Annotated in this window: 9 protein-coding genes and 1 pseudogene; 8 read left to right on the forward strand and 2 right to left on the reverse strand. The window is 37.4% G+C overall.

Annotated features, from left to right (window positions below):
- The first annotated feature begins 443 nt into the window (after nt 1-443).
- The 3 genes and pseudogenes from BANVL01_RS25755 to BANVL01_RS27090 form a co-directional block, all read left to right on the forward strand.
- Nucleotides 444-2,732 (forward strand): ATP-binding cassette domain-containing protein, encoded by a 2,289-nt coding sequence (locus BANVL01_RS25755; protein WP_066095680.1) that lies wholly within the window; start codon nt 444-446, stop codon nt 2,730-2,732.
- A 391-nt stretch (nt 2,733-3,123) separates the two neighbouring features.
- Nucleotides 3,124-3,450: a hypothetical protein gene (locus tag BANVL01_RS25760; protein WP_066095682.1), complete on the forward strand. Its 327-nt coding sequence runs from the start codon at nt 3,124-3,126 to the stop codon at nt 3,448-3,450.
- Nucleotides 3,451-3,580: 130 nt separating this feature from the next.
- Nucleotides 3,581-3,772: pseudogene (locus BANVL01_RS27090) on the forward strand (carboxymuconolactone decarboxylase family protein); the annotation flags it as partial.
- A gap of 159 nt (nt 3,773-3,931) precedes the next feature.
- Here the strand turns inward: BANVL01_RS27090 and BANVL01_RS25765 are convergent.
- Nucleotides 3,932-5,374: a L,D-transpeptidase family protein gene (locus tag BANVL01_RS25765; protein WP_082805156.1), complete on the reverse strand. Its 1,443-nt coding sequence runs from the start codon at nt 5,372-5,374 to the stop codon at nt 3,932-3,934.
- 298 nt (nt 5,375-5,672) lie between these two features.
- On the opposite strand from BANVL01_RS25765, the gene BANVL01_RS25770 reads away from it, so the two are divergent.
- From BANVL01_RS25770 to BANVL01_RS25785, 4 genes are all read left to right on the forward strand, one after another.
- Nucleotides 5,673-7,220, forward strand: a complete 1,548-nt coding sequence (locus BANVL01_RS25770; RefSeq protein WP_066095689.1) for a hypothetical protein — start codon at nt 5,673-5,675, stop codon at nt 7,218-7,220.
- Between the two features lie 356 nt (nt 7,221-7,576).
- Nucleotides 7,577-7,906: a hypothetical protein gene (locus BANVL01_RS25775; protein WP_066095692.1), complete on the forward strand. Its 330-nt coding sequence runs from the start codon at nt 7,577-7,579 to the stop codon at nt 7,904-7,906.
- Nucleotides 7,907-8,290: 384 nt separating this feature from the next.
- A complete protein-coding gene (locus tag BANVL01_RS25780) occupies nt 8,291-9,280 on the forward strand; it encodes a tRNA dihydrouridine synthase (RefSeq protein WP_082805157.1) in 990 nt (329 codons plus the stop codon).
- Nucleotides 9,281-9,483: 203 nt separating this feature from the next.
- Entirely contained in the window at nt 9,484-10,056 is a 573-nt protein-coding gene (locus tag BANVL01_RS25785) for a helix-turn-helix domain-containing protein (protein WP_066095698.1), read from the forward strand.
- A 257-nt stretch (nt 10,057-10,313) separates the two neighbouring features.
- On the opposite strand, the gene gad is transcribed toward BANVL01_RS25785, so the two are convergent.
- Complete coding sequence (gene gad / locus BANVL01_RS25790; RefSeq protein WP_066097218.1) at nt 10,314-11,687, reverse strand: glutamate decarboxylase; 1,374 nt, start codon at nt 11,685-11,687, stop codon at nt 10,314-10,316.
- Between the two features lie 513 nt (nt 11,688-12,200).
- On the opposite strand from gad, the gene BANVL01_RS25795 reads away from it, so the two are divergent.
- The coding region (locus tag BANVL01_RS25795) for a sigma-70 family RNA polymerase sigma factor (protein ID WP_156482423.1) at nt 12,201-12,968 on the forward strand (768 nt) is incomplete at its 3' end.

Raw genomic sequence — 12,968 nt, forward strand, 5'->3', positions numbered from 1 at the left:
TTTATTATTAAGGAAATATGGGTATTTCCCAATTTAAACGGAATTTTTCCGTTTATTTTTCAAACAAAGTGAAATCAACATTCAGTTATAAAAAAATAATAGGGTAATATTAACGGAGAACCTCAAATAGAAAAACTTTTGAGGTTCTCCCTTTTTTAAAAATAAAGTTTATGAAAACAGGTGGTTAAGATTGCCACCCGCTGAAGTAAATCTATCTCACCAGCACCCAAGTGTTTCCATATACACTCTGGACATGTGTCATGATTGTCTGACCCTTTTTTACGTGTTAATTAGAATCCATACATGCTGAGACTGTAGTAATGGTGAAGCGAAAATGGGTAAACTATGAAATGAATGTTTTTATTATCAAATAATGGGCTTAGTTCTGACGGTATCGTTGAACGATCCATTGAAATGTATTAATGCATAGAAAGGATAGTAAAATGTCAGGAATAAAAGATGAAATCATTTTAAGAGGGCTTAAAGAAAATAATTTAAAAAATGTAGATTTAAACATACCAAAAGAAAAAATCATTGTATTTACTGGTCTTTCAGGCTCAGGAAAGAGCTCAGTGGTTTTTGATACATTAGCAACAGAGAGCAGAAGACAAATGACTTTGAACTATCCTCTCTATGTCAGAAATCAAATGCCAAGGTACGAACGACCTCACGCTGACCTTATGCAAAACTTAAGTCCGGTTGTAGTAGTTGAACAAAGACCTATAGGAGGAAATTCCCGTTCAACGGTAGGCACCTATATGGATATTGATCCATTAATTAGACTTTTGTTCTCGAGAGTAGGAAATCCACCGATAGGTTCTGCCACTGACTTTTCAAGCCAAAGTTCTTTTGGCAGATGTCCTGAATGTGGCGGATATGGGGAAGTAATTGCACCAGACCTTGATAAGATGATCGATTACGATAAGTCACTTCGAGAATATGCAGTGAAATTTAAACCATTATCGCCTTCAGGCTGGCAAGGTCAATGGATGATGACCTGCGGATTATTCGATCCAGATAAACCGATAAAGGACTACTCAGAAGAAGAACTCCACCTGTTGTTATATGGCCCTCGAGAAGGTGAAAGAGCCTATGCACCGTTTCACACAAAAAATGGGCCCCATAATGCAGAATGGGATGGGTTATTACCTAGATTTACGCGTGTTTATATAAATAGAGACATCTCAAAACTAAAACAAGTATCCCAAGATGATGTCTTAGCAGTGTCAACACATTCATTATGCCCAACATGTAAAGGTTCAGGCTTAAACCCCAAGGTATTAGAGTGCAAAATAAATGGCCTAAATATTGCAGAATACGACCAATTAGAGCTGCCAGAAATGCTAGAAGAACTAAAGAAAATAAAAGATCCGATGGGGAAATCGATAGCACAACAAGCAATCCCGTATGTAAAACAACTAGTCGACATGGGACTGGGATATTTGAGTCTGTCAAGAAAAATGGGCACCCTGTCCGGCGGTGAAGCTCAAAGGGTAAAAATTGCTCGTCATTTAGGAAGCAGTCTAAATAATATCACCTATATTTTCGACGAACCAAGTGCGGGACTCCATCCAGAAGAAGTGGATATGTTAATAAAGATGCTAAAAAGGATAAAAGACCAACATAATACCGTAATCGTAATCGAACACGATCTATCAGTAATAAAAGCTGCGGATGAAATAATTGAGATGGGACCAGGAGCAGGTGTAAATGGAGGAAAAGTTGTCTATCAAGGAAAATTAGAAGGACTAAAAAACTCTCCCACCGCAACAGCCTTAAAGCACCAGCTAAAAATAAATAAAAACCCAAGGGATATAAAAAGTTATTTTACAATAAAAAGAGCAAGTAACAATAACTTAAAAAATATAAGCATCAATATTCCTAAAAACGTCTTAGTCTCTGTATGTGGAGTATCTGGTTCAGGTAAAAGCTCCTTAATATTGGAAGCCTTCACGAAAAAGTATCCAGATTCCATAATGGTAGGACATGGCGGTATAGGAATCTCCAATCGTTCAACTATGGCTACATATATGGGAATAATGGATGATATTCGCGCGATATTTTCAAAAGCAACAGGACAACCGGCAGGATTGTTTAGCTTTAACTCCTTAGGCGCATGTCCTGTCTGCAAAGGAAAAGGAGTCCTAACGCCAGAAGTAGCATTTGCAGATCCAGTGACGATCCCTTGTGAGGCATGTGGTGGTACGAGATACTCAGACGAAGCGCTTAGTTATCGCTATCAAGATAAAAATATAGTAGAGATTTTAGATTTAACGATAGACGAGGCTATAAATTATTTCAAAGCGCCAAAAATCATAAAAAGAGTCCACACGCTAAAAGATGTGGGATTAGGTTATCTGACCTTGGGGCAGACGACAAGTTCCCTAAGCGGTGGAGAAATTCAACGTCTAAAACTTGCAAGCCACTTACAAAAAGAGGGCCAAATCTATCTGTTAGACGAGCCATCCTCAGGACTGCACTCAGAAGATAATGAAAAACTCTTAGATGTATTTCAAAATCTTGTAAACAGAGGAAATTCCGTGATAATAATCGAACACAAACTAGACTTGATAGCGGCGAGCGACTGGGTAATAGAATTGGGTCCAGGAGGAGGAAAACAAGGTGGACAAATTATATTCGAAGGAACACCGGAAGAGATGTTAAATGCAGAAACATTGACAGCGAGATGGTTAAAGGATGGAGTTAGAAGACATTTAGGACGGACCGTATAGTTGGCCAATATCTAAATCTTCATAGGGTTATTCGAATAAAAGTAAGGTATCGTTAAAGTGGGGCTTTAACACATTAAGGATTAAAATATAAAGCGCCAAAAATATGCAAGTTTTATGCACTACTTGCGTTTTTTGGGCTTTCTTATATTTATAAAAAATACTGCTAATAACAGCATTTTGTAGCAGTCAAGAAAAAATCTAATTCTTATTAGAGAATTGCTCCGGACTTTAAAGGCGGTATTGAACCTACTTATTCACGACAATTTTTGCTTTATATGCAAGAAATAATGTGGATGGCTCATCCAGGAAAAAGGGCTTCATAACCTAAATATTCGATGAATACAATTAATAAGATACTTCATTCATGATCATCGAAAGAGGGTACAAAGGGATGAAGAACAAAATTTACCGTTGTAACTGCCGTAAAACTTGGTCCATTCAAAACCGAAAAACAAAAATTTCTGCACAAACTATTTTGCTTCATGGAGAATGGATGGCCGAATTAAAGCCGGAACGAAAAAGTGATCCTAAGGGCTTTGTTTCAACCAATCAAGCTATTATTATTAACCCAGAAGCTGGCATGTTGGAGCAATATGAAAAAGTGGAAAAACTGATGTACGATAAAGAGAAGGTACATTTTAATCTAATGAGGGGAAAGGATTTATTTTTTGCTGAAGACGGTACCTGTTACATTATTAAAAAAATAAATAAAAATTGAAATCAGGCTGCTTCGGTGAGCAGCCTGATTTTTTTTATCATTTAACCATCGTTTACCCAATCTTACATGCTTCGAGATTTTGGGGTCAGACCCATAACATTTTTTTCGACAACTCATTATACAGATGCACAAAAAAGTAGCTCTTGAGTTGACAGAGTACGTGACTTTAATCCCATCAAAACGTGTGCCAGATGAGCTTTATCACCGTGTACGTGAATATTATGATGAAAGACAATATGTTGACCTTGTTCTAATAATCAATCAAATCAACAATTGGAATAGAATTTCTATTGCAATGGGGAATACAGCAACAGCAAAATAATTATTCTAGTGCAAACTTCTAATAGTTTCTCTCAGATGATAGAAAAAAGCATCCAAATGAACCTGTTTGGATGCTTTGCCAAATAAAACCAATCATTCTTCGAAAAGAAAGAGCCAGCTGGTCCTAAAAAGTAATATTTTTGGAACAGCCTCACTTGTCTTAGTAAACAACAACCGGCTCATAGGTGCTGAGATTATCATACACAGCTTTCATAATGCTTGGCGGTGTGTTGACACAGCCATGCGATCCTGCCCCAAGATAGGCATTACTTGCCCAATTGCCTCGCCAGCTGGCATCGTGGAATCCCTGTCCGTCATTCGTAAAAGGGGCCCAATAATTAACAGGAACCTGATAAGTGATTTTTCCGTTTTCTCTGCCCGTTAGTACGGAAGGTGATTGCTTATAGAGGATATACCACACACCTGGTGATGTATCATGACGGTTATCATGTGTGCCGGTAACAACATTCGTTGTGACGACTAATTTCCCATTTTTGTATATCCAAATTCGCTGCTCTGCAATGGAGACTTCAGCATACGTATCGCCAATACCGTTGTTTGCGCTTGTGTCATATCCGTAGCCTTCGCCCTTCCAGCCATGTCCGTAAATATTAGAGGCGGAAACCGATTTCTCCCCATTTTCAAAAGCTTCCATAATACGTGGTATTTCTCTTTCAACATCGATGGCCCAGCCATAGCCTTTACCTTTAACTGATATCAACGAACCTGAATGGGTCTTGAATGTGAAATCCTTATTTAATGTTGATTGGGCATTGTTAATTTCAGCAAGCTTATTCTTAATTTCACCGGCATCATCTATCTTAATCTGCAAATCTTTTGAAATAGATGCATTTTTAATTAATTCGCTTGGGGTTAACGTAAAAACTTTATCCTGCACCTTGTAATCAACGGTCTGAGCAAGGAATTCTTCGAACTTTTTCTGTTGATTTTTTATAAACTCACTGTCTTCTTTAATCGGCTGTAAGTAAACTGGATTGAGCCGGATTTCACTAATATATTTTTGCTTTTCGAAGTCCTTCAAAAGACTGGCGACATCAAACTGCTCTCCACTAATGCTGCTAGTGACAACAATTTTGCCTTGTTCCAAACGAACAACCGCATCTTGTGGTGCTTTTAAACCCTTATTCATGGCCAACAGCTTTTCTTCCACCTGTTTTTTCAATGTCTGGTTTCGATACTGATCCTGATTACCGGGCATTAATGAATAGTCGTTCGCTTTTGAAGAAGGGAAAAAAGTCCTCTGGCTCTTTAATAATTTTTTGACATCGGGCAGATCCTTATTCGTAAATACCATCTTTGTATCTTTTCCATCTAAAATTTGCTGCTGTCCTACATAGACAACATTTTTTAATAAGGTTGCTTGTAATTTTTTTAGTGCCTGATCAGCGGTCATTCCACCGACTTTGATGCCATTAATCTTGATTTGTGAATTAAAATGGGTTGCCTGATAATAGCTGCCTGCTACAATGAAGAGCACGATAATAAAAATGATACTAGCTGTAATAAACCTCCAGTTTGCATACCACTTAGCTGAATTTACATGTTGTTTCTTAATTTCTTGATTATTTACCGTGCTTTCCATTAAATATCCCCCCATACCTGACCCTCAGCTGTTAACATCTTATGGCCATAAACAATTGTTTACCACTTTTTAGAAAAAAAGTAATTTATACTACTATTCTACAAAATGTCATATTCGAACATTGTCGGTTTTTGTTTAGGTTAAAATTTTAATGTTCACCATATTAAACCGAAGGAAGCCCCTATTTTTAAATATGGGGAGGAATTCGGTTTTTTTATTTTTTTAAGGGAGTTTTAATAGCTTTTTTAAGAATATTTTGGTATATTAGATATAGAACGAGTGTTTGGGGTGTTAAGAGATGTCTAAGAAAGAAGATTCTAGTTTTGTATTAACACTTCCTATGAATACCACTCATTTTGATATGTTCCGTTTTGATAAAGTCTTTGAAGTTTCCCGAAAAATTCAAAACGCTTGTTTAGGGGAAATTTTAAAACGAGACCGGTTGGTGCAAGATAACAAACACTACTGTAAAAACGTAAGGTGTATTAAGACCGTCAAAAATAAAATTCAAAAGTCTAAAGATAAAAAAGAGATAATGATTCTAGAAACAGAGCTTCGTTCTTTGTATAACAAACAAAAGGAAATAGAGCGTCAATTTGGATTAAACGAATATGCTATTCATGAATTTGTAGCTCCAATGAAACGTCATTTCGAAGGAGTATTAGATATTAATACAGCTCAAAAAATAGCCAGTCGTGCTTGGAAAGCGTTTGAAAAGAAACGCTATGGTAATGCCAAAAACGTCTATTTCAAAAAATACGGAACCATGACTTCTATAGAAGGTAAAACGAATAAATCAGGAATTACTTTTCGTGAAGTGAAAGGTCGATATTTAGTAAATGTAATTGGAACGATGGTTCCGATTAAAGTAAGAGAAATGGACATCTATGCAAGAGAAGCATTATTGAACATAAAAAACATTAAATACTGTCGTATAATACGAAAAATGATTCGTGGAAAAATACGATATTTCGTTCAATTGATTATGAAAGGTATTCCACCTGCAAAACGGGATAAGAATACCGGTTTATTCAAAGTTCGTTTAGGTAAAGGTAGAACTGGAATCGACCCTGGTACACAAACAATGGCAATAGTTTCTGATCATGTAGCATTATTACGGGAACTTGCTCCCAATGTATATAGCCTGGAAAGAGAAAAACGATTAATTTTGAGAAAGATGGACCGGTCTAAACGCACCACTAACCCCCAAAAATTTAATCCTGACGGAACCTTTAAAGTTGGAAATAAAGATAAATGGTCATTTTCTACTAACTACATTAAATTACGAAATAAACTACAAGATATTCAGCGAAAACAAGCCGCAAAACGAAAACAATCCCATTGCCGATTAGCAAATGTCGTCCTACGTACTGGAGATGAATTCTTTGTTGAAACGATGCACTTTCAAGGACTCCAAAAACGAGCGAAAGAAACCAAAATCAATGAAAAGACTGGTAAGTTCCAACGAAAGAAGAGATTTGGAAAGTCCATTGCCAACAAAGCTCCAGCGTTATTTGTTTCCATTTTGGAATATAAATGTAAATATTTATATGCTAAATTTAACAAAATTAACACCTGGACAGCAAAAGCTAGTCAATACAACCACGAATCGGAGGCATTCGAAAAGAAAAAACTCCACCAACGATGGAGTCAAGTAGGTAATTTTACTGTGCAGCGAGATTTATATTCTGCTTTTCTAATTAAAAATATTGGCGAAAGCCTAGATAAAATTGATAAAGCCTTGTGCGATCATACATTTACGAATTTTATTGTGAAACATGATTTAGAAATACAACGTTTAAAACTAATGCAACCTTCCATTTCTAGTATGGGAATTAAAAGTTAAACAAGTAAAATCTCAAGGTGTGACCTACCTACTGAACGTTAAACAGCCCTGGGTTGTTTGTTCGATAAAGCTTCTCTAAACTAAGTGAGTGTCTTATTGTTGTACCTAGGTATTCCTCGGAATAGCGCTAGGGAGAGATAAGAAGAAGCTTGGACAAGAGAACCTGCCGCATTTATGCGTGCAGAGTGTCAGATTTTTCTGCTCTAACACCCATTTCTTCTATGTTATTTCAAGAAAATTGTTTTTTAAAAATTGACCTGAAAGGATAGGTAAACCATGTAAACATATAATCATTATTAGTTTCTTAAGACAAATTATTTTTGGTAAGTAAATTTATATTTGAAGGAGGATAATTAATGGGTCACGATATATCAGGATACAATAAAGCAGGAGAAGAAATTGCTTATGCTCGTTTCAGCATGGGGAATTATAATGCAACCATCCTGTATAATTTACTTGATGCAAATAAATATTATGCAGGAGTTAGTGGATCGGGCGACAGTTCTACCTTCTCAATACAACAAATTGAAAAGGCTTTGAGTGCCTCAAAGCAATTTTATAAAAATAGTGATTCTCTGTCAGAAAGTGATTTCTTAACTTGGGATCAAAAACAAATCCAGAATTTTATACAAAATTGTTTAGCAACAGCAAAAATAGAAGGGCGTGTAGAAGTGTATTTTGGCTAATTTTTTATGACTGTTTGCTTAATTCTCCAATTTCGCGGCTTATCGAAATAACCCTATAGTAGTAATTACCTTCATATGTAACAATTTGCATTACATCTCCAGATAATCTTATGTATTTCTTTTACCCCACAAAACATTTAATTTTTCCTCAAGGTCACAAATAATTATCATATCAGGTTAGTATTGAAATAATTCAAAGAGCCCATTTCAAAATAGAAATGGGCTCTCTTTCTGCAAATGTATTTCTTTCGACAAAATGTAGCAAACTTCGGGTTGTGACAGGCACCGTGTTTGATAATAAGTTATTAGGCATGCTATAAATGTAAAAGAAGTGGAACATTTGGCTTAATATTTTTTGACCGAGAGTTTGAAGTTGTATCCATAGTGAGAGGATTTGAGTTTGAAATGATAGATAATTTTTGGCGTGATTTACCACGGCCATTTTTTGTACTTGCACCAATGGAAGATGTGACAGATGTTGTTTTTCGTCACGTAGTAAGTGAAGCCGGTCGACCGGATGTATTTTTCACAGAGTTCACAAACTCGGATAGCTATTGTCATCCAGAAGGCATGAAAAGTGTGCGTGGCCGTTTGATGTTTACAGAAGATGAACAGCCAATGGTAGCACATATTTGGGGGGATAATCCCGAATATTTCCGTCAAATGAGTATTGGCATGGCAGAGCTAGGATTTAAAGGCATCGATATTAATATGGGCTGCCCTGTACCGAATGTGGCATCGAGAGGGAAGGGTAGTGGCCTGATTCTGCGCCCAGACGTTGCGGTAGAACTTATTCAAGCAGCAAAGATGAGCGGACTGCCTGTCAGCGTGAAAACACGACTTGGCTATAACGAGGTTCAGGAGTGGGAGGCGTGGCTAACGAATATTTTAAAACAGGATATTGCAAACCTTTCTATTCATTTACGTACAAGAAAGGAAATGAGCCAAGTAGATGCACATTGGGAGTTAATTCCGGAAATCAAAAAATTACGTGACCGTATCGCACCCAATACACTGCTAACAATCAATGGAGATATTCCTGATCGTCAAACTGGGCTCCAGCTTGCTGAACAATATGGTATTGATGGCGTTATGATCGGGCGAGGTATTTTTAAAAATCCTTTTGCCTTTGAAAAAGAGCCAAAAGAGCATAGCAGTAAAGAGTACCTTGATCTTTTAAGACTGCAGCTTGATCTTCAAGATCAATATGCGGAAGTACTGCCACGTTCAATGACAGGGCTTCATCGCTTTTTCAAAATTTATGTCAAAGGATTCCCTGGAGCTGCTGAATTAAGAAATCAATTGATGAACACGAAATCAACAGATGAAGTGCGTGCATTGCTTGATAACTTTGGAAAAGACCACAACATATAAATGAACGTTTTACAGTTGTCGGTGAAGCAGAGTAAATTTTTGAGATCAAATAAAAATTCTTCAAAGTACCATTAGTGTTCACGCTAATGGTACATTTTTTATAATGCTACGCAAAGTATCATCGATGTAAACCGGAATTTCTAGGATTTTATGAAATTAAATGATATAACTTTCATAACAAAAAACGCAAGGAGGAATTGATTTTGACATTAGGTGAAAAAGTAAAAGAATTTCGAAAGAGAGCAGGATTATCACAGGAGCAGTTAGCAGATAAATTATGTGTTTCAAGGCAGGCTATTACAAAATGGGAAAATGACAGAGGAATTCCCGATATTAATAATTTACAGTGCATTGCTAAATTGTTTGATGTAAGTATTGATTCATTAGTTAATAGTCCGAAAGACATTACTACAATCGTAATCAAAGAAGATATTGATATAGAAACCTATCAGAAAAATGGAAAATTCCGTTCAAAGTATGATGCAGTTGTGAAAGAAAAATATCCAAATGCAAAAGCAATTTATCCTTTAATACGAAGAAAGAAGTTAAATTTGGCACAAGAAATTGTTGATTTTATTATACAGCCGGGTGTTTTACAAGTCGCAGATTCATTTAACGATATGTCTTCTTACTATCTTGTTGAAATAAATAACAAGCAGCTATTAGTGCGAATTACTAAAACATTTATTGAAGGAAAAGAATTAAATATTAAGTTTGATGGAAAGAAATGCATTATTGATGACAATCTTTTCAAAAAAGCTGCTTACACAATCTAACAAGTTTAAAAACTCTATTGTAGAGAAAGAAAACAGGAAGCCATCTCTCATTTCTAGAACATATCTCGGGGCGACACAGTGATGGGAAGTGGTCTTAGTATAAAAAGTAAATAACCCTAAATGTTTGAGATTTTCAATTATTGTACTATGATAAATTTGAGTCTAAACGAACAATATGGTCAGTCTCCTACTACTTTAACGGAACGGGCGACTGACCACTAAAAGTTAGTTCAAAACACCGGCTCTTACTTTTCAGGTCAATGGCGAATACTGATATCACAGCTCATGTCATGTGGGATTGGACTTTCCAAGGAATCCAGAAATGACACGGCCTGTTGAAGGTTCTTCAAGAACAAGTGAGCCAAGTTCATGGAAAATCCGTTTCGAACGACAACGCGCATAATTGTTACATCTTCCATATCCGGGGGTAAAGGATATGCCGGCACTTGCCAGCCAAATGTCAGCAATTGATCGGACAAATTGTAAAGATTCCAATTTGATGTGTATCCTTCCTTTAGTCGCCACGTTACTACCGGAATATCTGAACCGTCTGTTAATACTTCGAAAGGTCCTATTGTCTGAATCGTAAGCTTGAGAAAATACGCCACAGATTGGGAAGCCCGTTGTACCTCATAGTATCCGGCTTTGCCTAAACGGAGAAAGTTGTAGTATTGGAGGAGTACCTGTGCGCTGGGACGCGAGAAACTCAGGGCAAATGTCGGGATGTTCCCTCCTAAATAGGAAACATGAAAGATGAGATCCTCAGGGAGATCTTCAGCCTCCCGCCAAATAATCCATCCAATACCTGGATACACTAATCCGTATTTATGTCCGGAAACATTGATGGATTTCACTCGGGGCAGCTGAAAATCCCAGACTAAGTCCGGCTGGAGGAACGGTGCGATAAATCCTCCTGAAGCAGCGTCTACATGTATCGGAATATCGAGACCTGTACTTGACTCGAGTTCGTCTAAAGCTTTTGCGATAGTCTCAACCGGTTCATAAAGGCCTGTATAAGTTACCCCAAAAGTCGATACCACACCGATTGTATTTTCATCTATGACAGCGAGCACATCTTCAGGGTCCATACAAGGGCGATTCGGGGTAATGTTCACATAACGCGGTTCAACATCCCAATAGTTCGCGAATTTTTTCCAAACAATCTGTACAGCAGAACTAAAAACGATATTTGGCCGATCAATCGGTTTCCCTTGTTTCTTACGCTCTTTTTGCCAGCGCCGCTTTAATGCCAGCCCCCCGAGCATACATGCTTCAGATGATCCCGTTGTCGAAACGCCCATCGTTTTTAGCGGACGGGGAGAATGCCAGAGATCGGCTATCATTCGTAAACACCGATCCTCGATTGATGTTGTCTGCTGATATTCACACTTATCAATCAAATTCTTGTTGAATGCTTCGGCATATAAACGATCTGCGGAAGATTCCATCGATGTGGTAACGAATGTTGCAAGATTAAGTTTAGGTTTGCCATCAAGTGTAAGTTCATCATGGATCATTTGATAGGCATTTTCAGGTAACATTCCTTGATCAGGCATACGAAAACGTGGAGCGGTCTCTTCACCATTGCGAAAGTATAAAGGATTTATAGAAGTTTTGTGATGCGATATCATTTCCGCGTGACGGCGCTGACGTGATCTAGATCTGCTTCTTTTTGCCTGTGGAAGAAGATTGTAATAAGGGTCATATATAGGTTCCCATAAGCTTCTTGCTCTAAGTGTCTTTTTAGAAGTTAACTGTAAACGGTTTGGCGGCTGATATCCCATATATAAATTAGTCGGGGTGGGAAACGCTTGGTTTATTGAAGGGTAAGGACCAAAAGGGGTTAAATGGGAATGATACGATTTATATCGACTATTCATCAAGGTCCTCCTTATTCAATAATTAGTTAATAATTATGAATAACATCAATAATCTAGAAGTCAGAAGTATTCATGATGCTTGCCCCCTTTTTGCTTAAGACAATGGATCGCCTTCTCTGTGAGAAACGGAACCATTACAAGGAATAAAACAATAGGTAAATATCGACATTTTGGATAAAATAAGAATATGAATGTGGCTATAGAAAATTCTGATAAGGGATTGCCTGCTTCTACAAAGAGATGGTAAAAGGGGGAAACACATTTATGATCCCAGCTAAAATAGATACCATGTCAATCACTACGACAAGTGAAAAAGGCGTGGAATCTATCGTTGATTGGTTCAATCAGCATAAGCAATCATTCTATACACTTGGTTGGTCCTATCTTAGGAATCAGCAGCAAATGGAAGAGCTTTTTTTTCGGTCGATTATAAAAGTCCAAAAGGAATTGCCGCGATTTAAAAATGAAACATCATTCGAAACGTGGGTTACATCCATTTTCATACATAACTGCCGGGAGCTTTCTGAGGATAGAAGTTTACAAGCTTCAGAGGAAAGTGACCAACATAAGGATTTATTTAAAGCACTTGATCAATTGAAAGCGGACGAGAAAGAAGCGATGGCCCTTACATATGTAAAAGGAATCTCTCAGGATGAAGCGGCACATCTTCTCCACGTTACAGTGGAAAAGATGAAAGAGCTTTTGTTTTCCGGAATTCAGTCACTTAGAAAAGAACTGGGGTACGGACCCTTTAATGGCTGTAAGGAGTATCAAAAGGATTACATCGATTACTTAGAAAGAACCCTGGAGCGGTCGAAAAGGATTGATTTAGAGATACATATATATCATTGTCAAGACTGTCAGGAGGATTTGGCAACCTTCCAGGATGTCATGTTAACCATGTTAAATCTTACTGAAACGATCGAGGATTTCCATGTGCCATCTGATTTCATGGGGAACGTCAAAGCTAGGCTGGCAGAAAAGGAAAAGCAAAGGCAACAGAAGAACAAGAAACGTAAAAGAATTGCGCTC

It is taken from the genome of Neobacillus novalis NBRC 102450 (assembly GCF_001591805.1).
In the GTDB taxonomy this organism is placed as follows: Bacteria; Bacillota; Bacilli; order Bacillales; family Cytobacillaceae; genus Neobacillus; species Neobacillus novalis.

Coding starts and splice junctions, on each gene's coding strand:
- BANVL01_RS25755 (WP_066095680.1), top strand. CDS start 444: ATGTCAGGAATAAAAGATGAAATCATTTTAAGAGGGCTTAAAGAAAAT.
- BANVL01_RS25760 (WP_066095682.1), top strand. CDS start 3,124: ATGAAGAACAAAATTTACCGTTGTAACTGCCGTAAAACTTGGTCCATT.
- BANVL01_RS25765 (WP_082805156.1), bottom strand. CDS start 5,374: ATGGAAAGCACGGTAAATAATCAAGAAATTAAGAAACAACATGTAAAT.
- BANVL01_RS25770 (WP_066095689.1), top strand. CDS start 5,673: ATGTCTAAGAAAGAAGATTCTAGTTTTGTATTAACACTTCCTATGAAT.
- BANVL01_RS25775 (WP_066095692.1), top strand. CDS start 7,577: ATGGGTCACGATATATCAGGATACAATAAAGCAGGAGAAGAAATTGCT.
- gad (WP_066097218.1), bottom strand. CDS start 11,687: ATGATATCGCATCACAAAACTTCTATAAATCCTTTATACTTTCGCAAT.